General features: G+C 74.3%; 23 protein-coding genes and 1 tRNA gene. 15 read left to right on the top strand and 9 right to left on the bottom strand.

Annotation, left to right across the window (positions count from 1 at the left end):
* Positions 1 to 69: 69 nt before the first annotated feature.
* A complete protein-coding gene (locus BMY04_RS07895; protein WP_091178637.1) occupies positions 70 to 1,353 on the bottom strand; it encodes a GAF domain-containing protein in 1,284 nt (427 codons plus the stop codon).
* Between the two features lie 89 nt (positions 1,354 to 1,442).
* Between BMY04_RS07895 and BMY04_RS07890 the strand changes: the two genes are divergently transcribed.
* Both BMY04_RS07890 and BMY04_RS07885 read left to right on the top strand, forming a co-directional pair.
* Positions 1,443 to 2,249, top strand: a complete 807-nt coding sequence (locus tag BMY04_RS07890; RefSeq protein ID WP_091178636.1) for an SRPBCC domain-containing protein — start codon at positions 1,443 to 1,445, stop codon at positions 2,247 to 2,249.
* Positions 2,246 to 2,686 (top strand): NUDIX hydrolase, encoded by a 441-nt coding sequence (locus tag BMY04_RS07885; protein WP_091179577.1) that lies wholly within the window; start codon positions 2,246 to 2,248, stop codon positions 2,684 to 2,686. Before BMY04_RS07890 ends, BMY04_RS07885 begins: the two co-directional genes overlap by 4 nt.
* Positions 2,687 to 2,767: 81 nt before the next feature.
* Here BMY04_RS07885 and BMY04_RS07880 read toward each other — a convergent pair whose 3' ends face one another.
* Complete coding sequence (locus BMY04_RS07880) at positions 2,768 to 3,220, bottom strand: Hsp20/alpha crystallin family protein (RefSeq protein WP_091178635.1); 453 nt, start codon at positions 3,218 to 3,220, stop codon at positions 2,768 to 2,770.
* Positions 3,221 to 3,353: 133 nt separating this feature from the next.
* On the opposite strand from BMY04_RS07880, the gene BMY04_RS07875 reads away from it, so the two are divergent.
* Positions 3,354 to 3,689, top strand: coding sequence for a MerR family transcriptional regulator (locus tag BMY04_RS07875; protein WP_091178634.1), 336 nt, complete (start codon positions 3,354 to 3,356; stop codon positions 3,687 to 3,689).
* On the opposite strand, the gene BMY04_RS07870 is transcribed toward BMY04_RS07875, so the two are convergent.
* Positions 3,665 to 5,071, bottom strand: coding sequence for a DHA2 family efflux MFS transporter permease subunit (locus BMY04_RS07870; RefSeq protein ID WP_091178633.1), 1,407 nt, complete (start codon positions 5,069 to 5,071; stop codon positions 3,665 to 3,667). The genes BMY04_RS07875 and BMY04_RS07870 overlap by 25 nt on opposite strands.
* Before the next feature lie 27 nt (positions 5,072 to 5,098).
* On the opposite strand from BMY04_RS07870, the gene BMY04_RS07865 reads away from it, so the two are divergent.
* Positions 5,099 to 5,764 (top strand): TetR/AcrR family transcriptional regulator, encoded by a 666-nt coding sequence (locus BMY04_RS07865; protein ID WP_232506184.1) that lies wholly within the window; start codon positions 5,099 to 5,101, stop codon positions 5,762 to 5,764.
* A 3-nt stretch (positions 5,765 to 5,767) separates the two neighbouring features.
* Here the strand turns inward: BMY04_RS07865 and serA are convergent, their stop codons facing one another.
* From serA to BMY04_RS07850, 3 genes are read right to left on the bottom strand one after another with little or no spacing between them, the layout of a single operon-like run.
* Positions 5,768 to 6,979 carry a phosphoglycerate dehydrogenase gene (gene serA / locus BMY04_RS07860; protein ID WP_091178632.1) on the bottom strand — a complete coding sequence of 404 codons (1,212 nt, stop codon included), beginning with the start codon at positions 6,977 to 6,979 and terminating at the stop codon, positions 5,768 to 5,770.
* A 25-nt stretch (positions 6,980 to 7,004) separates the two neighbouring features.
* Entirely contained in the window at positions 7,005 to 8,024 is a 1,020-nt protein-coding gene (locus BMY04_RS07855; protein ID WP_198410012.1) for a P1 family peptidase, read from the bottom strand.
* 25 nt (positions 8,025 to 8,049) lie between these two features.
* Positions 8,050 to 9,297 carry a SpoIID/LytB domain-containing protein gene (locus BMY04_RS07850; RefSeq protein ID WP_091178631.1) on the bottom strand — a complete coding sequence of 416 codons (1,248 nt, stop codon included), beginning with the start codon at positions 9,295 to 9,297 and terminating at the stop codon, positions 8,050 to 8,052.
* Positions 9,298 to 9,641: 344 nt separating this feature from the next.
* Between BMY04_RS07850 and BMY04_RS07845 the strand changes: the two genes are divergently transcribed.
* The 4 genes from BMY04_RS07845 (at position 9,642) to BMY04_RS07830 (ending at position 12,995) form a co-directional block, all read left to right on the top strand.
* Positions 9,642 to 9,715, top strand: a tRNA-Met gene (locus BMY04_RS07845).
* Between the two features lie 452 nt (positions 9,716 to 10,167).
* Entirely contained in the window at positions 10,168 to 11,517 is a 1,350-nt protein-coding gene (locus BMY04_RS07840; RefSeq protein ID WP_170854050.1) for an SGNH/GDSL hydrolase family protein, read from the top strand.
* 198 nt (positions 11,518 to 11,715) lie between these two features.
* Entirely contained in the window at positions 11,716 to 12,351 is a 636-nt protein-coding gene (locus BMY04_RS07835; RefSeq protein ID WP_091178629.1) for a hypothetical protein, read from the top strand.
* 59 nt (positions 12,352 to 12,410) lie between these two features.
* Positions 12,411 to 12,995 (top strand): NUDIX hydrolase, encoded by a 585-nt coding sequence (locus tag BMY04_RS07830; protein ID WP_170854049.1) that lies wholly within the window; start codon positions 12,411 to 12,413, stop codon positions 12,993 to 12,995.
* Between the two features lie 43 nt (positions 12,996 to 13,038).
* Here BMY04_RS07830 and BMY04_RS07825 read toward each other — a convergent pair whose 3' ends face one another.
* Positions 13,039 to 14,019: an acetylxylan esterase gene (locus BMY04_RS07825; RefSeq protein WP_170854048.1), complete on the bottom strand. Its 981-nt coding sequence runs from the start codon at positions 14,017 to 14,019 to the stop codon at positions 13,039 to 13,041.
* Positions 14,020 to 14,239: 220 nt separating this feature from the next.
* Between BMY04_RS07825 and BMY04_RS07820 the strand changes: the two genes are divergently transcribed.
* On the top strand, positions 14,240 to 14,659 hold the full coding sequence (locus BMY04_RS07820; RefSeq protein WP_091178626.1) for a TIGR03618 family F420-dependent PPOX class oxidoreductase: 420 nt from the start codon (positions 14,240 to 14,242) through the stop codon (positions 14,657 to 14,659).
* A gap of 189 nt (positions 14,660 to 14,848) precedes the next feature.
* Positions 14,849 to 15,550: a cobalamin B12-binding domain-containing protein gene (locus BMY04_RS07815; protein WP_091178625.1), complete on the top strand. Its 702-nt coding sequence runs from the start codon at positions 14,849 to 14,851 to the stop codon at positions 15,548 to 15,550.
* A 51-nt stretch (positions 15,551 to 15,601) separates the two neighbouring features.
* On the opposite strand, the gene BMY04_RS07810 is transcribed toward BMY04_RS07815, so the two are convergent.
* Complete coding sequence (locus tag BMY04_RS07810) at positions 15,602 to 16,519, bottom strand: LysR family transcriptional regulator (protein WP_091178624.1); 918 nt, start codon at positions 16,517 to 16,519, stop codon at positions 15,602 to 15,604.
* Positions 16,520 to 16,607: 88 nt separating this feature from the next.
* Here BMY04_RS07810 and BMY04_RS07805 point away from each other — a divergent pair, with 88 nt between their 5' ends.
* Positions 16,608 to 17,462, top strand: a complete 855-nt coding sequence (locus BMY04_RS07805) for an SDR family NAD(P)-dependent oxidoreductase (RefSeq protein ID WP_091178623.1) — start codon at positions 16,608 to 16,610, stop codon at positions 17,460 to 17,462.
* A 34-nt stretch (positions 17,463 to 17,496) separates the two neighbouring features.
* Here BMY04_RS07805 and BMY04_RS07800 read toward each other — a convergent pair whose 3' ends face one another.
* Entirely contained in the window at positions 17,497 to 17,961 is a 465-nt protein-coding gene (locus BMY04_RS07800) for an Lrp/AsnC family transcriptional regulator (protein WP_091178622.1), read from the bottom strand.
* Between the two features lie 131 nt (positions 17,962 to 18,092).
* Here BMY04_RS07800 and BMY04_RS07795 point away from each other — a divergent pair, with 131 nt between their 5' ends.
* Genes BMY04_RS07795 through BMY04_RS07780 form a run of 4 tightly spaced genes read left to right on the top strand, consistent with a single transcriptional unit; the run spans position 18,093 to position 21,779 of the window.
* Positions 18,093 to 19,229, top strand: coding sequence for a Glu/Leu/Phe/Val dehydrogenase dimerization domain-containing protein (locus tag BMY04_RS07795; protein WP_198410011.1), 1,137 nt, complete (start codon positions 18,093 to 18,095; stop codon positions 19,227 to 19,229).
* On the top strand, positions 19,226 to 20,137 hold the full coding sequence (locus BMY04_RS07790; protein ID WP_091178621.1) for a helix-turn-helix domain-containing protein: 912 nt from the start codon (positions 19,226 to 19,228) through the stop codon (positions 20,135 to 20,137). Before BMY04_RS07795 ends, BMY04_RS07790 begins: the two co-directional genes overlap by 4 nt.
* Entirely contained in the window at positions 20,134 to 20,880 is a 747-nt protein-coding gene (locus BMY04_RS07785) for an SDR family oxidoreductase (RefSeq protein WP_091178620.1), read from the top strand. Before BMY04_RS07790 ends, BMY04_RS07785 begins: the two co-directional genes overlap by 4 nt.
* Complete coding sequence (locus tag BMY04_RS07780) at positions 20,877 to 21,779, top strand: SDR family oxidoreductase (RefSeq protein WP_091178619.1); 903 nt, start codon at positions 20,877 to 20,879, stop codon at positions 21,777 to 21,779. Before BMY04_RS07785 ends, BMY04_RS07780 begins: the two co-directional genes overlap by 4 nt.
* The last annotated feature ends 127 nt before the right edge of the window (positions 21,780 to 21,906 follow it).

The following is a 21,906-nucleotide window of genomic DNA, read 5'->3' as shown; positions in this document are numbered from 1 at the left end:
GTGCCGGACGCGCGGCGGACTGCGCCCTGGTCCTGACGCTAGGACGAGTGACGTTGCGGCGACGTTGCGTCAGGCGAGCCGGGCGTCGAGCGCCCGCAGGTGCTGCTCGACGACGGTCCGCCGGTCCGAGCCGGCCGGCAGCCGGCGGGCGACGGCCGTCCAGAGCGCGGCGTCGTCGCGGCCCGACGGGCCCTCTGCGTAGGTGATCAGGGCGTCGAGGTCGTCGGCGGCCAGCAGGCGTTCGCGCAGGGCCAGGCTCAGGTCGTCGCGCAGCTCGACGACCCCGGGCGCGCCCGACGCGGGCAGCACCGGCCCGCCGTACGCGCGCACCGCCTCGCCGACGCGGTGCTCGCCCAGCGCCGAGCGCACCGTGGCGAGGTCGCTCGCGACCGGCGTCCGCAGGGCGTACGGGCGCGAGGTCAGGGCCCCGGGCGGCAGTACGGCCCGCAGCCGGGAGATCTCGGCGCGCACGGTGACCTCGGACTGCTCGCGCTCGGACAGCGCCACGGCCAGCTCGGCGCCGCTGAGCCCGCCCGGTCGCTCGCTCAGCAGCAGCAGGATCTCGCTGTGGCGCAGGCCGAGGGTCAGCCGGCGACCGCCGTGCTCGAGGACCGCGGTCGCGCGGCCCAGCACCTCCAGGCGCGCGGGGCGCTCGGCCGGACGCGCCGTGCGCACGGGACGCCGGCCGCGGAGCCGGTCGATCCGCAGCTCGGCCTCGACGGCAGCCACCGTCGCCCGGACGAGGGCGAGGGTCTGCGGCTGCGCCACCTCGGCCCGGCCGGTGACGTCGAGGGCCCCGAGGAGCTCGCGGGTGTCGGGGTCGTGGATCGGGACGGCGGTGCAGCTCCAGGGGGTGACCGGCCGCATCAGGTGCTCGGGGCCGAGGATCTGGACCGGGCGACCCGTGCGGAGCGCGGTCCCGGGCGCGTTGGTGCCCGCGCTCGGCTCGCTCCAGTCCGCCCCGGCGACGAAGCGCATGGCCTCGGCCCGCGACCGCAGCCCGTGGTCGCCCTCGACCCACAGCAGCTGCCCGCTCGCGTCGCTGACCGCGACCACGAGCCCGGCGTCGGTCGCGGCCTCGACCAGGAGCCGCCGGACGACGGGCATGCTGCGACGCAGCGGCGAGCGCCGCCGCAGGTCCTCGAGCGCCTCGCCCGTGCGCACCCCGATCCCCACGGTCTCCGGGTCGAGCCCGCCGGTCAGGCTGCGGCGCCAGGAGTCGGCGACGACGCGACGGACGGTGGGTGCGATGCGGCCGGTGGCCAGGAAGTCGTCGTGGAAGCCGGCGAGGGCGCGCGCGAGCGTGGCGGCGTCCGCACCGGGCGGCACGGCCGGGGCGTCGGCGCCCCTCACGACGACCCTCTCGTCATGCAGGAAGAGTAGTGCCGCGACGCGTGGGAGGTGCCCGGCGTCACAGAGCCGGGGACCGCCATGATGTCGCCATGGAGCTGACGCACCGTCTGCGTGTCCCGGCCCGTCCGGACGAGGTGTGGACCGTCGTCCTCGACCCTCGCCGGCTGGCGGAGCTGCTGCCCGGGACGGTCGTCGACTCCGTCGCCGGGGACTCGTTCACGGGCACCATGAAGATCAAGCTCGCCTCGAGCCTGCTGGTGCTCGCGGGTTCCGGGCGCTACGTCTCCACCGACGACGGCGCCCGCGGCGCGGTGGTGACCACCGAGGGTGCCGACCGGCGCGGCGACGCCGGCGTCGAGGCCCGGCACACGATCAGCCTCGCGCCCGCCGCGGGCAGCCCCGCGGAGACCGAGGTGACCGTGACGACCACCTCGAGCTGGACGGGACGGCCCGCGCGGCTCGGCGAGGGCGTGGTGGCCGACGCCGTGCAGCGCGTGGTCGAGCACGTCGGCGAGCGGATCACGGCCCGCGTCGCCGAGGGGTTGCCCTGGGCTCCGTCGACCCCGGACGCCCGTGGGGCGACCACGGCCGAGGCGGTCGTCGACCACCCCGTGGAGCTGGGCGACGACCTGGGCGACCTGGACGCCCCCGACCCGTCGCGCCCGGCGGCCGCGGTTCCGGCGCCGTCGCCGTCGCCCAGCCCCGCGCCGCGGCCCCCGCGCCCGGCCCAGCCGGAGGCGTACGTCTACCGGCCCTACGACAACGCCGCCGAACCGCACCTGGAGGCGGTGCGCACGTTCTCGCGCGTGGTGGTCAGGCGCCTCGTCCCGTACGCGGGGCTGGCCGCGCTCGGCGTCTTCGCCCTCGCCGGCGCCGTGCGCCGCATCCGCCGCTGAGAGCGCTCTGGACGGTCACGGCCACCGTCCTGCTGCACCGCGGCGGCCGCTGGCTCCTCACCCTCCGCGGGGCCGAGGTGGACGACGCGCCCGGCCAGCTCGGCCTCGTCGGGGGGCACGTCGAGGACGCGGCCGACGGCCGTGGCGTGCTCGAGGCCACCGCGCGGCGGGAGGCGGGCGAGGAGGTCGGCCTCGACCTGACGGACGTGGAGCTGACCTACCTGGAGTCGGAGCTGTTCACGACCGACGCGGGCGCCGGGCAGGTCACGGTCGCCTTCGTGGGCCGGGCGCCCGCCGACGCCGAGCCGCGCGCGGCCGACGCCCGCGAGGTCGCCGCCGTGGGCTGGTGGAGCCCGGAGGAGGCGGCGGCGGACCCGCGCTGCCCCGACTGGCTGCCGGGCCTGCTGGGCCGGGCAGCCCTGCGCCTGGAGCGCTGACCGGGTCGGCCCCGCCACGACGACGGCGCGCCGACCGGGCCGGCCCTGGAGGACCGGCGAGGTCGGCCCGCCGTCGACGGGTCAGGCGTCGATCGAGTGCTGCTCGGTCTCGCCCTTGATCGTGCGCTCGCCGCCACCGCTGACGTCGATGCTGATCTTGCGTGGCTTGGCCTTCTCCGCGACCGGGATGACCAGGCGCAGGACACCGTCGCTGTAGCTCGCCTGGATGCGGTCGAGGTCGAGGTTGTCGCCGAGGATCAGCTGCCGGCTGAAGACGCCGCGCGGCCGCTCGGCGGCGAGCAGCTCGCTCGGACCCTCGCGGAAGGGCCGGTCGGCCCGCACGGTGAGGACGTTGCGCTCGACGTCGAGGTCGATGGAGTCGGCGTCCACGCCGGGCAGGTCGAACTCCACGTGGAAGGAGTCGCCCTCGCGCCAGGCGTCCATCGGCATCAGGGTGGGCCGGGCTGCGGTGCCCAGCAGCTGCTGGCTGAGCCGGTCCAGCTCACGGAACGGGTCGGTACGCATCAGGACCATGAGACACCTCCTGCGGTCGGAACACTGGGTGGTCCTGTGGTGTCGCACTCGAGAGGTAATCTCTAGCGATCACCACAGATCTCATGGTACTCATGACAGAGCGACGCGCAACCCGGGATGGGAGGAAAAGGTGATGACCGACGACCGGACCGACGACCGGACCGACGACGCCGACCCGGCCCGCGGCGTGTTCGGCATCTCCGTCGCCTCCGACCTCGTGGGCACCGGCGTGCAGAACCTGCGGGCGTACGAGCGGGCCGGCCTGCTCACCCCCGACCGGACGTCCGGGGGCACCCGGCTCTACAGCCCCGACGACGTGGCGCGGCTGCGCCGGATCCAGCGGCTCCTCGCCGACGGGCTCAACCTGGCCGGGGTCGCCCGGGTCCTCGACCTCGAGGACGACAACACCGACCTGCGCGAGCAGCTGGACCGGGCGCTCGACGCTCAGGCGCCGACCTCCTCCAGCTGAGCCTCGGCGGCGGCGGGGGCGACCGGTCGCGGCCGGCCCGGCAGCAGGAGGGCCAGGAGCACCGACACGGCGGTCAGGCCCGCGGCCCACGCGAAGGAGTGCTGGAACGCCTCCACCGGCGGCAGCGTCGCGAGCGCGTCCTGCAGGACCACCGCGAGCACCGCGACGCCTACCGCCCCGCCCACCTGCATGGTGATGCGGGTGATGATGCTCGCGTGCGGCACCTCGTCGCGCGCGAGCCCGACGAACCCCACGGCCATCAGGGGGATGGTCACCGCACCCAGCCCGACGCCGCGCACCAGCAGCAGCAGGACGAGCCACCAGACCCCGGTGCCCGGGCCCGCGAAGGCGAAGGGCAGCGTGGCGAGGCCGAGGACCGCGAACCCGGCGAGGGCGACCGGCCTCGGGCCGAGGCGGTCGTTCAGCCGACCGGCCAGCGTCCGGCTGACCAGCGCGCCCACCCCCTGCGGCACCAGCAGCAGCCCGGCGCCCAGGGCGTCGGTGCCACGGAGCTCCTGGAAGGACAGCGGCAGGAGCAGCATCACGCCGTAGAGGGAGGCGCCGGTCAGGAACAGCAGCGTCGCCGACGCGGCGAGGGGCCGGTGGCGCAGCAGCCGGAGGTCGACGAGCGCAGCGCCCCGACGCCGCAGCGCCCAGAGCACGAAGCCGGTAAGCAGCACGAGACCGGCGGCGAGCGGCCCCCAGACGGCCGCCCGGGCGAAGCCTCCGCCCTCGCTCGCACCGCTGAGGCCGAGCAGCAGGGCGACCACGGCGGGTGAGAGCAGCAGCAGCCCCACCACGTCGAGGCGCGGCCGCGACGTCGGCCCGTCGGCGGGCACCAGCAGGGCGGCGAGCACGAGGCCCGCGACCGCGAAGGGCACGTTCACCCAGAAGAGCCAGCGCCAGCTCGCCGCGCCGAGGATCAGTCCACCCACGACCGGTCCCAGGATCGGGCCGAGCGCCGTCGGCAGGGAGACCACGCCCATCAGCCGTCCGAGGTTCTTGCCGCCCGCGGCCTGCATCAGCAGCGTGGTCAGCAGCGGCAGCATCGCGCCGGCCCCGACCCCCTGGACCACGCGGGCCGCGATCAGCGCCCCGGCGCTCCAGGCCAGGCTGCAGAGCACGGAGCCGACGAGGAAGACGACGAGGGCCGACATCCACAGCCGCTTGCCGCCGACGCGGCGCTGCAGCCAGCCGACGACGGGCACCGTCACACCCGCAGCCAGCAGGTAGGCCGTGCTGACCCACTGGATGGTCGCCACGGGCGCGTGCAGGTCGTGCGCGAGGCTGTGCAGTGCCACGCTCACGATCGTGGAGTCGAAGAGAGGGGCCATCGCGCCGACGACGAGCGCGACGGCGAGCCGGGTGAGGGATCGATCCATGGTCTGCCTTAGATACGGAGTTGTTTCTTGAACCGTAAGCCTCAACCCGAAGATACGCAAGCGGATCTTGTCGACGAACCGTCGACGGGAACGGGGGCGGGTACGGCCCTGGCCGGCGGCCGGCGTCGCCGCGGGGAGGAGCTGGAGGGCGCCCTGCTCGACGCCGCGTGGCAGGAGCTGCAGGCCAACGGGTACGCCGGGCTCACCTTCGACGCGGTCGCCGCCCGGGCCCAGACCTCGAAGCCGGTGCTCTACCGCCGCTGGCCGACGAAGGCCGACCTCGTCGTCGCGGCCATGAAGCACGCCGGGCTGTTCGAGCGGCGCGCGCTGCCCGACACGGGCTCGTTGCGCGAGGACGTGCTCACCAGCCTCCGGAACTTCAACGAGTCCCGCGCCGACTTCATCACCGCGATCGGCCTGTACATGGCCAACATCGCCTCCGACACGGGCCTGTCACCGGCGGACCTGCGCGCGCGGCTCCTCGGCGACCGGGTGGCGGGAGGCACGCTCCTGCTCGAGCGGGCCGTCCGGCGCGGCGAGGTGCCCGACCGGCCCTACCCGCCCGGGCTGGCCACGATGCCCTTCGACCTCTTCCGTCACGACCTGACCATGACGCTGGCGCGCGTGCCCGAGTGGCGGATCCTGGAGATCGTCGACGACCTCTGGCTCCCGCTCCTCACGCGGGAGGCGTGAGCGTCAGCCCGCGTCGAGGACGCGCAGCCGTACGGTCTCGGGCAGGGCGCGCAGCCGCTCCACGAGCTCGGGGCCGACGACGCCCACCGTGTCGGTGATGACGTAGCCGAGCTCGCCGCGCGTCGAGAGGGTCTGGCCCTCGATGTTGACCCCCGCGTCGCCCAGCACGGTGTTGACCCGGGCCAGCACGCCGGGGACGTTGCGGTGGACGTGGAGGATGCGACCGCGACCGGGCTCGCCGAGCTCCGGGGCGGCGACGACCTGGGGAAGGTTCACCGACATCGTGGTCGCGCCGGCGGTCGCGTAGTCGCCCAGCTTGATCGCCACGAAGCGGCCGATGTCGGACTGCGCCTCCTCGGTGGAGCCGCCCACGTGCGGGGTCAGGATCACGTTCGGGATGCCCTGCAGGCTGGAGACGAAGGGGTCCCCCGCCGTCTTGGGCTCGGCGGCGAAGACGTCGAGCGCCGCGCCGGCGATGTGGCCCGACAGCAGGTTCTCGCGCAGGGCCTCGTGGTCCACGACGATGCCCCTGCACAGGTTGAGGAAGAGGCTGCGGTGCCGCATCTTCGCGAACTGCTCGGCGCCGAAGAGGCCGGCGTTGCCGGGGCGGCCGTCCACGTGCAGGGTGACCGTCTCGGCGACCTCGAGCAGCTCGTCGAGGGTCTCGCAGCGGCGCGCGTTGCCGAGCGCCAGCTTGTCGGCGACGTCGTAGAAGTACACCTGCATGCCGAGGGCCTCGGCGACGACGGAGAGCTGGCTGCCGATGTTGCCGTAGCCGACGATCCCGAGCGTGCGGCCGCGCACCTCGTGCGCGCCCTTGGCCGACTTGTCCCAGACCCCCGCGTGCATGGCCGCGTTCTTGTCGGTGAGGTGGCGCGCGAGCGAGATGATCTCGGCGACCACGAGCTCGACGACGCTGCGGGTGTTCGAGAACGGCGCGTTGAACACGGCCACGCCGCGCTCGGCGGCCCCGCTCACGTCGACCTGGTTGGTCCCGATGCAGAACGCGCCGACGGCCAGCAGGTCGGGGGCCGCGTCGAGCACGCGGCGCGTGACGTTCGTCTTGGAGCGGATGCCGAGGAGCTGCACGCCTGCCATCCGGGCGGCCAGCTCGTCCTCGTCCAGCGCTCCGCGGACCGTCTCGACCTCGATCCCCCGCTCGGTGAGCAGGCGGATGCCCTCGGGGTGGATGTTCTCGAGCAGCAGAGCCTTCACGCCAGTGGAGTCTAGGAACCCCTGGCTAGGCCTCCGCCGGAATCTCGCCGTCGAGCACCGACGGGGCCAGCTCGGCGTAGCCGCGCCAGGCCGCGCGGCCCTCCGCCTGCAGGAGCGCGTCCAGGCAGGCGGCCGTGAAGACGTCGGCGGCCTCGCGCAGCAGCGCGTCGAAGGCCGGCACGCTGCCCGCCCAGCCGCCGCCCTCGTCCTCGGCGAGCGGCCGGCGCCCCGAGGCGAGGCAGAAGACCGTGTCGCCGTCGACCATGGAGTGCACCGGCGCGACGGCCCGGGCCAGCCCGTCGTGCGCCACCGCGGCGACCTTGCGCGCCTGCGCCTTCGTCAGGGTCGCGTCGGTGAGCACGACCCCGATCGTCGTGTTGAGCGGCGGCGGCGCGGTTCCCGTCGCCGACAGCAGCGCCTCGCGCTCCTCGTCGGTCGGGGTGCGCAGCGTGCCCGTACGGTCCGCCCACAGCCGACCCGTCCGCGGGTCGAGCGCCGAGCCCGCCGCGTTGAGCACCACCAGTGCCGCGACCCGCACCCCGGTCGTCGACCCGTCGACGGGCCGCTCGGCCCAGCCGACGCCGCCCTTGAGGCTGCCGCACTTCGCGCCGGTGCCCGCGCCCACGCAGCCGCGGGCCGGGTCCTCCGCAGCGGCGGCCTCGAGCGCGTCGCTCCCGAAGGAGGCGTCCGGACGGTGGGCGAACGCTCCCCCACGCCCGAGGTCGAAGATCACCGCCGCCGGCACGACCGGGACGAGCTCGCCCGGCCCCGGCCCCACCTGCAGCCCGACGCCCCGCGCCTCCAGCCCGGCCATCACGCCGTCGGCCGCCGCGAGCCCGTACGCGCTGCCGCCCGTGAGGACGACCGCGTGCACCCGCTCGACCAGGGCCGACGGGTCGAGCAGGTCGGTCTCCCGGGTGCCCGGGCCGCCGCCGCGCACGTCCACGCCGCCCACCGCGCCCTCGCGGGCGACGACCACCGTCGTGCCGGTCAGCCAGCCGTCGCCGTCGGCGGTGCGGTGCCCGACCTCGAAGCCGTCGATCACGGACGCGGCCTGTGCGCAGGCATGATCAGGACGTCACCGTGTAGAGCGACGAGCGCATGCCGAACTTGCTCTGGAAGCCCGAACCGGTCACCGACAGCGTCTTCTTGCTGCCGACGATCTTGATCGTGATCACGCGGCCGCCCCAGCGACCCGAGCCGTCGCGCTTGGTGATCTTGAGCTCCTTCACCGTGCCGACCGAGGGGTACGCACGGGCCACGGCCTTGGCCGTGATCTTGCGGCTCCACGCCTGGGACTTGACGACGCCGTCGTAGGGGTCGTCCTTCTGCGCCAGGTACGGGTAGCCGCCGTTCGACATCGCGCCGCCGTTCGACGAGGCGAACTGCGTGAGCGCGACCTGCCCGCCGTAGGTGACGATCGTGCCGGCCGTGGCCTTGGTCGCCGCGTTGCCGCCCGACGTCTCGCGCACCGTCCGCGTACCGCCCGAGGACGTGCTCGCCTTGCCGCGGTACACCTGGCAGGCCGTGGTGTCGCAGATGTCGTAGCCGCTGTAGCTGGTGAAGTCGCGGGTCCGGATGGCGTACGACCGGGCAGCCACGGCCTGCGCCCGGACCGCGTCCGCGGCCCACGAGGTGGGCATCTCCGACGGCACGACCCCACGCACGTAGTCCTCGAGCTTGACCTTGTTGACGCTGCGCACGCCGGCGCCGCGCTTCACGGCCTGGATCGTGCCGCGGTACTCCCGCGTGGAGCCGTCGGGCATCCGCAGCTTGACGAGCTTGCCCTTGGTCGCGACGTGCCAGGTGGTGGTGTCGAGCGAGGTCCTGTAGGTGGTGTAGACGCCGTCCGCGTTCTTCCAGGACAGGCGGTAGCCCGAGCCGGAGCGCTTGATCCGCCACGAGCGGTACTGCGTGCCGGTCGGCAGCGTGAGGACGTGGTCGTTGGAGTCGTAGACCTTGAGCCCCGCGGCCGGCATCACGCGCACGTTGTTGTCGTCGTCGGCGGTCACCCAGACCTTGATCGTCGTCTTGGAGCTCATCGTCTTCAGCGTCGTGCCCGGGTAGTAGAAGTCGAGGATCTCCTCCCACGACAGGCCCTTCTTCGCCGCGCCGTAGGCGCCGTACTGCGACATCCCGTGCCCGTGGCCGTAGCCCGCGCCCTTGATCACGAAGGCGCCGCCGGACGGCTTGACGGAGTCCGCCGCGTCCGCGGTCGGTGCGCTCAGGGCGCCGGTCAGCAGGAGCGAGCCCGCGGCGGCGAGCGAGGTCGCCGCTCGGGTGAGGCTGCGGGGTCGGAGGAGCAGGGGTCGCGTCATCGGGAGCCGTCCTTGGGGGGTGGGGACTGTGGCGCGGCAAAGGTTTCACGTTGTCAAGGGCGACACGCCAGGGTTAAAGAAGAAAAAGTTGAGGTTCCTGGGGTGTTTGGTGTGGAGGCTCGCGCGAGGGTCGAGACTGGAGGGCCCTGTTCGCCCCGCCGCTCAGCGCTCTCGGCGCGGCGCGGAGATCTGACCGCTCGATCCGCCACGGCTCACCGAGGCACGCTCAGCACGGCGGCCGGCCTGCATCGAGCGGTCAGATCTCCGCCGGGTGTGGGGTGGCGCACATCCGGGCCTCTCGATTTGAAGGCGGCGGAGAACTCGCGTAACTTGGTATTCACCGACGCGGGGTGGAGCAGCTCGGTAGCTCGCTGGGCTCATAACCCAGAGGTCACAGGTTCAAATCCTGTCCCCGCTACAGATCAGTAAGCAGTCAGGGCCACGTTCCTCTCCGGAGGGCGTGGCCCTGACTGGTTCTCGTCAGACGTTCGGCAGACGAGCTCGCCGCCCAGGGCGCCCGTGACACCTCGGCAAGCAGCGTCAGCCCGCCTCGCGAGCGCGGTCCGGACTCGAGTTGCGGGCGATCCGAGATCGCACCTTCCGGACGCCGCTGCGCTCGTGCCGCCGACCGAGGAGGGCGGAGGAGGAACACCAATCCGCTCGAACCGGGCACGCAGCCGGTGTCGCGCTGCTACTTTCACCGAACTCGCCGGCGGGCGGCCACTGGCACAACTCGAGGTGGATGCTGTGCCCGATCATCTCCTCTCGCAGGCGCGAAGCAGGCTGACGAGAGCAACGTCCGCTCTCGCGCTGAGTCTGCTGCTGGCGCTGCTGGGCTCCACGACGGCACGGGCGGCCACGCCCGTTCTCGTGCTACCGGACCGCCCGAAGGTCCTGCTGCTCGGCGACTCCTACACGAAGGGGATCGGGGCGTCGACCAGGACGAAGGGGTACGCCTACCAGGTCGCCGAACCACTCGGCTGGGACCTGACGGTCGACGGCAAGTCAGGGACCGGGTACATCGACCCCTCGGCCGACGGCGCGGACACCTTCGCCGAACGGATGTGGAACCACCCGCACGGCGCCGCCGACGTCCCGTACGACCTCGTCGTGATCCAGGGCGGCTCGAACGACCGGAAGTACACCCAGGCCGAGGTGGCCGGAAGGATCAACCTGACCATCCGCACGAGCAGGAGGCTCTGGCCGCAGGCCCAGATCATCCTGATGGGACCGATCAACCCGTGGGCCAACGTCGCGGAGTACGCCATGGTCAACGACAAGCTCACGACGGCTGCCGCAGCTAACGGGATCCTCTCCATCGACCCGATCGGCGAGCAGTGGTTCGTCCCGGGTGACGGCCAGCAGTACGCCAACCTGGAGAACGGCCACCCCAACGACGCCGGCCACGAGCTGATGGCGCGTCGGTTCGTCGCGGACGTGAAGAAGTTCTCCAGCAGCAGCGGGGCGGAAGGACGACCCCACTCCTCCTGGTCGACCACGCACGGGTCGGGGCCGGCCTCCCCCGTCGCCGACCCCGGCGACGACATCAGCTGGACGGTCCTGGACCACAAGATCATCGCCACGACGCCCCACGAGGTCCTGGTGCCGTTCCTGTACACCTGCGGCACCCAGGCTGTACCGAAGGGCGTGCAGTACGACCCGGCCGCCTTCCAGACCGTCTACGCCGACCAGAGCGCAGCCGCGTTCATCGACGTGGAGGACACCCCTGCGGGCGACTTCCCGACCTTCACGTGCGACGGCGGGCAGCACGTCACCGAGGTCGTCCTCGAGGAGCAGGCGGGCGACGGGTTCCACCACGGCAACATCGAGGTCGGCCTGATCGAGGTCGGCGCACGTCCGACCGTGACCCCGACGTTCGAGCACGCGATCATCGGCGCCGACCAGCTCCCCGACATCCGGGCGGAGGTCGCGGTCACGGTCAACGCCACGCCGGAGTCGACCAGGCCCGGCTCGAAGATCACCGTCAAGGGCACGGTGAAGCGCGACGGCAAGGCCTACAAGCGCAAGGACGCGACCCTGTACTTCCAGACCAAGGCTGGCGGACCGGCCGCCAGGATCGGCAGCGACACCGCCGACAGCAGGGGCAGGCTGTCGACAAAGGTCACCGTCACCGGCCCCGGGACCTACTTCTGGACGACCACCTCGACGACCAGGACCCGGGCGGGCGCGTCGCTCGGTGACTACGCTTCTGCGTCCTGACCACCCCGCGCGGCCGGTCGTCGGGTCGGCTGTCCGCCGCCCACCGACGCAGCCCCCGCAGCTTCACCCGCCCCCGACCTCAGCGCCCTCGAGCGCACCGGAGCCGCCTGACGAGGGCCGAGTGCGCAGCAGTCGACGGCCTGGGCTGACGATGGTCGGGCGGTCGGCTCGCGTGGACGTCACAGAGGAGGACCACCGGTGGTCAGTGCTTCGGAGGATGCCCGGGTTCCACCGGGCAGCGGGTGGATCAGCTGGGAGGCGACGACCCCGACGGGTGAGGTCCTCGCCCACGGCGAGCGAGTCGTCCGTCCGACCGAGTTCGAGGTCATGATCACCCAGGCGCGGCCCGTGCCCCGGCTCAGCCGTCTCCGCCTGGGGCCGAAGGAGGTCGCCGGCGACCTGCTCAGCTGGGTCGTCTGGCGGGGTCGAGCGCGGTCGACGAGACGTCTCCGCCTCGACGACGGCTTCTGGCTGGTGCTCCAGCAGCACCCCGGGCCGACCCTTCCGCTGGGGATGGCGCTCCAGGCGACGCGCGACGGCGAGGACACCTTCTGCTGGGAGTGGTTCGACACCGACGGCACTCCGACGACGGCGACCAAGCTCAAGGAGGCCGGCGCGCTGACCCTGGAGCTGGAACCCGACGCCCACGGGAACCACGAGGTGGTCAGCACGACGTTCGCCACGGACGTGTCGCTCCGTCTCCGGGCCGACGGCGGTCGCGACCGCTCCGGCCCCCGCTACCGGGTCCGCGTCCTCGCCGGCTCGGTCGTGCGCTGGCCCCGTGCCGACGACGGCGTGAGGCTCGTCCCCCGCCTCCGGCCCACGCCCGGATGAGTCCGGAGGGCGGGCGGCGTGCCGAAGCGTCGGTGGGAGGCGCGTGCGAGGGTGCCCCGGTGGCGTTCGAGGGCGACGCGGCGTGGTCGGTGCGGTACCCGGAGCTGTTCCGAGCCCGCCCGCACTCCTGGGGCGGAGTCGTCAGGGAGTCCACCGTCCGGCTGACGTTGACGCTGCCCAGCGACGACCTGGTGGTCAACGCCCGCCTGATCGCGGTCGACGACGGCGCGGTCGTGGTCTGCACGACCGCCGAGGGCTGGCGCACCCTTCCGGGCGGGAGCCGGGAACGAGGCGAGCCGATCGACGCCACCGCCGCTCGCGAGCTGATGGAGGAGGCGGGCTGCGTCGTCGTCGGGCCCGTGCGCTGGTTCGCCGGCCACGTCGTCACCACGCAGACCAGGCCGTGGAAGGAGTGGCACCCGTTCCCGGTGTCCGCGTGGCTGGTCGGCGTCGTCCCGGTGCGACGGGCCTGCCCGCCGACCAACCCGCCTGACGGGGAGACCGTGGTCGACGTCCGGCTGCTCGAGCCGGACGAGGCCATCACCTACCTGTCCGGCTTCGACAACGGCGGCCAGGCCGCGCTTCTGGCCCTGGCCGTCGACCTCGGGCTGGTTCCCCGCCCGGGCACCGCGTCGCCCCGCTGACGGTCGGCGCACCGGCGTCGGTGGGCGTGGCGTCCTGGCGTGCTCAGGGCATCAGGAGCTCGCGCAGGAAGCGCAGCTTGCGCTCGTCGTGCTGCCGGCTCTGGGCGTGGACGCCGAACGGGTTGACCTCGATCCGCTTCGGGGCGTCGATGGCGTTGTAGGCCGCGAACACGGTCGACGGCGGGCAGATCTCGTCCATCAGCCCGACCACGACCGAGGTCTCCGCGGTGATGCGGCTGGCGAGCAGGGCGTTGTCGACGTAGCGCAGGGTCTCCAGCGCGGTGTCGACCAGGTCGAGGTGGTTCGCGAGGAAGTCGGCCACCTCGGCGTACGGGTACGCCGCGGTCAGGGTGATGGCGCGCCGGATGTCGCACAGGAACGGCACGTCCGCCGCGCACGCCCTCACCCGGCTCGGAGCCAGTGCGGCGGCGGCCAGCGACAGCGCTCCGCCCTGGCTGCCGCCCGTCACGGCGAGCCGGTCGGGGTCGACGCCGGGGAGCTCGGCCGCGACCTCGACCGCGCGCACGGCGTCGACGTAGAGCCGCGTGAAGTAGTAGTCCTCGGGGCGGGTGATCCCCCGGGTCATGACCTCGGAGCGCTCGGCGAACGTTCCCGAGCCCTGCCCGTCGGGCGTGGCGCCGGTCGACCACCGGCCTCCTTGTCCCCGGGTGTCCATCACGAGGTTGGCGAAGCCGAGGGCGGCGAGGCCCAGGTGGTCGCTGGGCACGCTGCGCCCGCCGCCGTAGCCGATGTAGGTCACGACCACCGGGAGGGGTTCGTCCCCAGCTCCGGGCGGCCTCAGGTACCACCCGCGGATGCGGTCGCCGCGCCCCCCGGAGAACTCGACGTCCCAGACCCCGAGGTCGCCGTACGTCTCCGGCTGGTGCCGGCGCAGCGTCGTCTCCCGCGCCGTCGAGCGCGCCTCCTCGATCCGCGCGGCCCACCACTGGTCGAGACCCTCGGGCTCGGGGGTCGCCGTGCGGTAGGTGCGGAGCTGGTCTTCGGGCAGGTCGAACCACGGCATCGCGGGGCCTCTCGCAGGGGTGGGAACAGGTGGCGCGGCAGCATTCTGCGCCAGGTCGACGGGGACACGGCGACCGCACGACGCCGACGGCGCTCCCACCGTCTTCCGGACGGGTCGTCGAGGCCGAGCGGACCCGGGTCCTCGGGGTGCGGGGGCGTCGCCGTCTCCACCGCCGCGTCCTCCGCGGAGCGCCGAGGCGCCACGGACGTACGTTGAGCCCATGCCCGACAGCCCGATCCCCGAGCGCGTGCTCGACCTGCTCCGCCGCCCCAACCCCGCCGTCATGGCCACGGTCGCGGCCGACGGACGGCCCGTGACCGTCGCGACGTGGTACCTCCTCGAGGACGACGGCCGCATCCTCCTGGGCCTGGACGCGACCCGAGCACGCCTCAAGCACCTGCACCGCGATCCCCGGGTCTCGCTCACGGTCCTCGACAGCGCGGACTGGTACACCCAGGTGAGCGTGCAGGGGCGCGTCGGCGAGATCACCGAGGACGTCGGGCTGCGCGAGATCGACGCCCTGTCCACGCACTACACCGGCCGGCCGTACCCGGACCGCGAGCACCCGCGGGTGGCGACACGGCTGGAGATCGAGCGCTGGCACGTGTGGGGCTCGCTGCGCGACCAGCCGGCGGGCTGACCGCACCGGCGGCCGCGCGACGCCGCCCCTCGGGCCGGGACGTGGCCGCCGAGGGGCTGACCCCCGCGTCCTCCTGTGAGAGCGCTCACACGCAGGGCAAACGCTTGCCTGACCTCGCCCAAGAGCGGACTCTGAACGCAGTAGCTGGCGGGGGTCGGCTTTCGCGCCGACAGTGAAGGCACCCGCCCCATGAACGCCTCCGACAGACCCGTCTCCCCCACCGCGCTCCCTGCGCTCCTCCTCGCGGTGCAGGGGTTCGACACCGAGCAGGTGCTCGCCATCCTCGACGACGAGGCCGACCGGCACGGGCTCGACGCCGTCGTCGACGACGTCGTGTTCCCCGCCCTGCGCGTCGTCGGGACCTACTGGGAGCACGGCTTCCTCAGCGTCACCCACGAGCACCTCTTCAGCGCCGCGGCCACCCGCTGGGTCTACGCCCGCCTCGCCGTCCAGCCCCGGCCGGCCACGGCCGCCGGGCACGGACGACCCGTCCTGCTGGCCGCCGGACCCGGCGACCTGCACGTGATCGGGCTGGACTGCCTGGAGCTGCTGCTCGTCACCCGCGGTGTCCGGGTGTGCAACCTGGGTGCCCACGTCCCGGCCGACGCCCTGGTCGCGGCCGCCACCGCCGTGGACGCGGCGGCGGTGGTGGTCTGCTCGCACCTCGGGCCGGGCGCGACCAGCGCGACCGCGAGCCTGCACGCCGTCGACGCCGCAGGTCTGGCGCTCTACTACGCGGGGAGCTCGTTCGACTCCGTGTTCATCCGGCGACGCGTTCCCGGTACGGCGCTGCTCGACTCCGTCGCCGGTTCCGCCCGGCTGCTCGCGCGGCTGGCCGACGGCCCCACGACCGACGCGTCCTCGATCACGCGCACCCGCTCGGGCGGCTGAGTCGTCCCGAGAGCCAGCACCGGGGTCGCCGGGATCCACGACCGGGGACCCTCAGGCCGAGGCCGGCTTCCCCAACAGCTCGTCGGCGCAGCCGGCGAGCCCCTCGACGACGACGCGGGTCGCGCTCTCCTCGCCCTCGCGCACGACCGCCACCGTGCGTCGCCCGGACCACGTGGCGTCGGCCACCGCGACGACCTCGACGCCGGCCGGGGCCGAGCCCGCCGCGAGGGACGGGACCAGCGCCACGCCGAGGCCGGCGGCGACGAGCCCGAGCCGGGTCGACAGGCTCGGGGCCGAGTGGGCCACGACCGGGTCGGTCAGCGTCGGCCAGGCCCCGAAGTGGGGGTCGGACCGCAGGCCCTCGCCGACGATCCAGCGTTCAGCCACCAGGTCCGCGGCGGTGACGTCGTCCCGGCGGGCGAGGCGGTGGTCGGCGGGCACGGCGAGCCACATCCCGGCCCCGGGAAGGACCTGCGTGACCAGGTGCTCGAGGTCGTGCTCCCCCAGCCCGTCCCCGATCGCCGCAAGCGCGACGTCGACCCGTCCGGCCCGCAACCGCCGCAGGTTCGTCGGCGTCGACCCCTCGCGCAGCTCGACCTCCAGACCCGGATGGGCCTGGAGCAGCCGGGCCATCGTCCGCGGGACGAGGACCGCGGCCGCCGTCGGGAACGCCCCGATCACGACCCGCCCGCTCACGCCGTCGGCCAGGGCCGCCAGGTCGCGACGCGCTCCGGAGAGCTGCTCCAGCGCCGCGCCCGCCCGCCGGGCCACGACGGCGCCGGCCGGGGTGAGGACCACGCCCCGCGACTCGCGCCGGAACAGGCTCGTGCCCGCGGCCGACTCCGTCGCCGCGACCTGGCGCGAGACCGCGGACTGCGTGTAGCCCAGCAGCTCGGCCGCCGCGGTGAACGACCCGCTGTCGGCGACCGCGCGCACCACCCGCAGCCCGGTCAGGCTGAACTCCCCCACCGGCTGAGGCTGACACATTCTGCTTACGCATGGAAGACATCGCGAACTGTCGTTTGAGGAATGGCTCCGCTCGCCGCAGCCTGGCTGCATGAGCACCTCGACCGCCGCCGGTCCCGCCGACCACCGCACGACCACCACCCGCCGTCCCCTGACCTGGTTCGTGACCGGCAGCTCCCGCGGGTTCGGGCGCGAGTGGGCCGACGCCGCCCTCGAGCGCGGGGACCGGGTCGTCGCGACGGCCCGCGAGGTCGAGCGGCTGGAGCCGCTGGTGCGGCGCCACGGCGACGCGGTGCTGCCGCTGCGCCTGGACGTCACCGACCGGGCGGCCGTCCTCGCCGCCGTGCAGCAGGGCGCCGACCGGTTCGGATCGCTCGACGTGGTGGTGAACAACGCCGGGTACGGCCACTTCGGCATGGTCGAGGAGCTGACCGAGCGCGAGGTCCGCGACCAGCTCGAGACCAACTTCTTCGGCGCGCTGTGGGTCACCCAGGCCGCGCTGCCGGTGATGCGGGCGCAGGGTTCGGGCCGGATCCTCCAGGTCACCAGCGAGGGCGGCGTCCGGGCCTACCCGGGCATCGGCGCCTACCACGCGTCGAAGTGGGCGCTCGAGGGTCTGTCCGAGTCGCTCTGGCAGGAGGTCGAGGGCTTCGGCATTCACGTCACCAACGTGGAGCCGGGGCCGTACGCCACGGACTGGCTCGCGCGCGGCGCCCGGCGCAGCGCGGAGTCCGACGCCTACCGCGCGGTGCGCGAGCGCAGCGACCAGACGTGGGAGGTCGGCGACCCGCGGCACACCAGGGCCGCGGTCCTGCGGCTGGTCGACGCCGAGCGGCCGCCCCACCGCCTCCTGCTCGGACGCTCGTACGACGACCTGGCCGCCCTCTACGCCGAGCGGCTGCGGACCTGGCAGGAGTGGCAGCCGGTCGCCCTCGCGGCGTTCTGACGCCGGGACGGCTCGGGTGCGGACCAGGTCGTCCTCAGCGGCCCTCGGGCAGGGCCTCCAGCACGGTCTTGCGGGTGTGCCGGAAGATCGTCGAGGTCCGGAAGCTGACCACGTCGCGCCGAGCGCTGAGCTTGTCGATGAGGAACGCGTGCAGGTGGTCGTTCGACGGCACCCCGACGTGCACCAGGAAGTCGTCGCCCCCGGCGAGCACGAAGGTCGACATCACCTCGGGCAGCCGGGAGACCGCGTCCTGGAAGGCGTCGATCGTCTCGCGCCGCAGCGGCCGCACGCTCACCGCGACGAGCGCCTGCACGTGCCGGCCGAGCGCCTCCAGGGCGACGTCGGCGTGGTAGCCGGTGATCGCTCCCTGCCGCTGCAGCCGCCGGGTGCGCTCGAGGCAGGTGGAGGCGGCGATGGAGAGCCGCTCGGCCAGGTCCTTGTTCGACAGCCGTGCATCGCGCTGCAGCTCCTGCAGGATCACCGCATCGACTTCGTCCACGTGCTGCTCCTGACGCCTGGTTCCGAAGATGCTTCGGTTCACGGCTCAAGAACCGGAACCTTCGACCACGCTACGTCACGCAACCCGAACAGCACCGGCGCGCCGACCGGCGCGCGACGAAGGAGGAGACCGTGCCGGACCCGAGCTCGACCCTGGGACCCACCCCGGACGCGATGGTCGAGGCAGCAGCGCTCGAGCACGAGCGGGTGGTCGTGACGCGCGGCCGCCGCAGCGGCAGGACGGTGGTGGTCGCGGTGCACAGCACCGCGCTCGGTCCTGCCCTCGGCGGCTGCCGCGTCCGTCCGTACGCCGGCTGGCGCGCCGGGGTCGCCGACGCCCTGCGGCTGTCGCAGGCCATGACCTGGAAGGCCGCTCTCGCGGGTCTGGCCCGGGGCGGCGGCAAGGCCGTGGTCGTGCTGCCACCCGGTGCGGCCGCCCCCGCGGGCGCCGACCGCGAGGCGCTCATGCTCGACGTGGGCGACGCCGTGGCGGACCTGCGGGGCGCCTACTGGACCGGCCCCGACGTCGGCACCGGCCCGGCCGACATGGACGTGGTCGGTCGCCGCACCGACCACGTGTTCTGCCGCACCAGCGCGGCCGGCGGCAGCGGCGACTCGGGGCCGGCGACCGCGGACGGGACCGTCGCCGCGGTCCGGGCGCTCGCCGCGCACCTGTTCGGCACCGACGACGTGGCCGGGCTGCGGATCGGGGTGCTCGGCCTGGGCAGCGTCGGCGGCCGCCTCGTACGGACGCTCGCCGCAGCGGGCGCCGACCTGGTCGTCGCCGACGCCGACCCCGGCCGTCGCGTCCTGGCCGGCGAGGTCGGAGCCCGATGGGTCGCCCCCGACCTGCTGCCCGTCACCGACCTCGACCTGCTCGTCCCCGCCGCCGTCGGCGGGCTGCTCACGCCCGAGCTCGCGGGGAGGCTCCGGTGCGCCGGCGTCGTCGGCCCGGCGAACAACCAGCTCGCCGGCGAGGAGGTGGCGACCACGCTGCACCGCCGCGGGGTGGTCTGGGCCCCGGACTACGTCGTCAGCGCGGGCGGCATCGTCCGGGCCGTCGCGCGCGAGCTGGACGCCCAGCCGGAGTCCGTCGCGGCGGAACGGGTGGCGGGCATCGGCACCACGCTCGCGGCGGTCCTCCGCGACGCGGCCGCGGCGGACGTCCCACCCCACCAGGCCGCCTTGACGCGCGCCCGCGCGATCGTCGCCGGGGCCGGGGCCGGGGCCGGAGCCGGAGCCGGGGCCGGGTCGGCGGTCGCCGGGTGACCTCGCCCGCGAGCGGCGGCCGTCCGGCCGAGCCCGCCTGGTCGCTGCGCCGCGTGCAGGAGCCGGCGCAGACCGACGACCTGCGGATCCCGCCGGCCGACGTGCAGCGGCTGGTGCTGCTGCTCGGCGGCACCAAGACGATCGAGTCGGCGTCGGGGCGCTCGTGGCGGCGGGCCGAGCACCGACCGGGCACGGTGAGCCTGACCGCGCCGGGCCGTGCGACGCAGCTGCGCTGGCGGGCGACCTCGCCCCAGACCGTCGTGACGCTCCAGGCGGTGCTGCCCGGGACCCTCGTGCGGGAGGCCGCGCACGAGCTGTGGGGGCGGCGGACGGCACCGGTCCTGGACAGCCTCGGCTTCGACGACCCGACCACGGTGCAGCTCCTCAAGGGCCTGGCGGCGGCCGAGGCCGCTCGCGCGCCGGAGCTCTACGCCGAGACCGCCGTCCGCTTCCTGGTGGTCCACCTGCTCACCCGCTACGCCGCCCTGCCCGCGCCGGCCCCGGTCCCGCGCGAGCAGCGGCGGACCGCGCGGGTGCGCGCCCACATGCGGGAGCACCTGGCGGAGCCGCTCACCCTCGTCGACCTGGCGACGGTGGCCGGCCTGTCGCCCTGGCACTTCCTGCGCGTCTTCAAGGCCGAGCACCGCACGACGCCGGTGCGCTACCTCGCCGCCCTGCGCCTGCGGACCGCGCAGGAGATGCTCGCCTCGACCACGGCGTCGGTGACGGAGGTCGCGTACGCGTGCGGGTTCAGCAGCCCGGGCCACCTGACGACCGCCTTCCAGCGGGCGCTGGGCACGACCCCGAGCCGCTACCGGCAGGAGCTGGGCCGGCAGCAAGCAGGCGAACCACCAGCGCAACCGCGTGGAAGCGCGGGGGCCGTGCCGCTGGAAGGGTCGCCGTCATGAGCGAACCATCAGCACAGCCCCGGGTGGCCGTCGTCACCGGCGGGTCCGGAGGGATCGGGACCGCGGTGTCGCGCCGCCTGGCCGCCGACGGCATGACCGTCGTCGTCCACCACGCCGGCCGGGAGGACCGCGCCCGCGCCGTCGTGACCGACATCGTCGCCGCGGGCGGCACGGCGGTGGCCGAGCAGGCCGACGTCGCCGACGAGACCGAGGTCGCCGCCCTCTTCGACCGCGTCGAGCAGGCCCACGGCGGTGTCGACGTCGTCGTCCACACGGCCGGCGTCATGCTGCTGGCCCCGCTCGCCGAGCTCGACCTCGACGACCTCGACCGGATGCACCGGACGAACGTCCGCGGCACCTTCGTCGTCGACCAGCAGGCCGTCCGCCGGCTGCGACCCGGGGGCGCGCTGATCAACTTCTCGACCTCGGTGGTCGCCCTCGCGCTACCGACCTACAGCGCGTACGCCGCCAGCAAGGGCGCGGTCGACGCCATGACCCTGATCCTCGCGCGGGAGCTGCGCGGCCGGGACGTCACCGTCAACGCCGTGGCCCCGGGGCCGACCGCGACGCCGCTCTTCCTCGAGGGCAAGGACCAGGAGACCGTCGACCGGCTCGCCTCGGCGCCACCGCTCGAACGTCTGGGCCGCCCCGACGACGTGGCCGAGCTCGTCGCCTTCCTCGCCGGCCCCGGCCGGTGGGTCAACGGCCAGGTCCTGCCCGTCAACGGCGGTGTGGCCCGATGAGCGCCCAGGTCGTCCTCGTCACCGGTGCCTCGTCCGGCTTCGGCGCCATGACCGTGCGCCACCTGGCCCGCGCCGGCCACGACGTGTGGGCCGGGATGCGGGACACCGAGGGCCGCAACGCTGCCGCGGTGTCCGACCTCGACGCCTTCGCGGCGGAGCACCACGTCACGGCGAGGGCGGTCGAGATGGACGTGTCCGACCAGGGTCCGGTCGACGCGGCCGTCGCGCAGGTGCTCGCCGCGGGTCGGGGGGTCGACGTCGTGGTGCACAACGCGGGCCACATGGTCCTCGGTCCGACGGAGGCCTTCACGCCCGAGCAGCTCGCGGCCGTCTACGACGTCAACGTGCTCTCGACGCAGCGCGTCAACCGGGCGGTCCTGCCGCACCTGCGCGAGCGCGGGCAGGGGCTGGTGGTCTGGGTGGGCTCGACCAGCACCCGTGGCGGCACTCCCCCGTACCTCGCCCCCTACTTCGCCGCGAAGGCGGCGGAGGACTCGCTCGCCGTGAGCTACGCCGCGGAGCTGTCCCGGTTCGGGATCGAGACGACGATCGTCGTCCCGGGCTCGTTCACCACCGGGACGAACCACTTCGCGCACGCGGGGCACGCCGACGACGCGGCCGTCGAGCAGGCGTACGAGGCCCGCTACGCCGGGCTGGTGGACCAGGTCGGCCAGCGGTTGGCGGCGCTGTCGCCGCCCGACGCCGACCCCGAGGACGTGGCGCGCGCCATCGTGACCGTCGTCGACGCCCCGCGCGGGACGCGCCCCTACCGGGTGCACATCGACCCGGCGGACGACGGCGCCGAGGAGGTCAACCGGGTCGGCGACCGCGTCCGGGCCGACTTCTACCGCCGCCTCGGGCTGGAGGACCTGCTGCCGCCCGCCGCGCGAGCCTCGTAGTCCCTCCCGGTGGTCGCCGAGCCGGTCACGAGCGGGACGGTCCCCGCTCGTGACCGGCAGCGTGTGCGCCCCCGGCCCCGGCGTGCTCGCCCCGGTCCGGCGTGGACCGGCGCCTGCGCCGGCGGCA

This window comes from Microlunatus flavus (genome assembly GCF_900110855.1).
In the GTDB taxonomy this organism is placed as follows: Bacteria; Actinomycetota; Actinomycetes; order Propionibacteriales; family Propionibacteriaceae; genus Microlunatus; species Microlunatus flavus.
The sequence above is the reverse complement of the archived record's forward strand: the minus strand, read 5'-3'. Positions and strand labels throughout refer to the sequence as shown.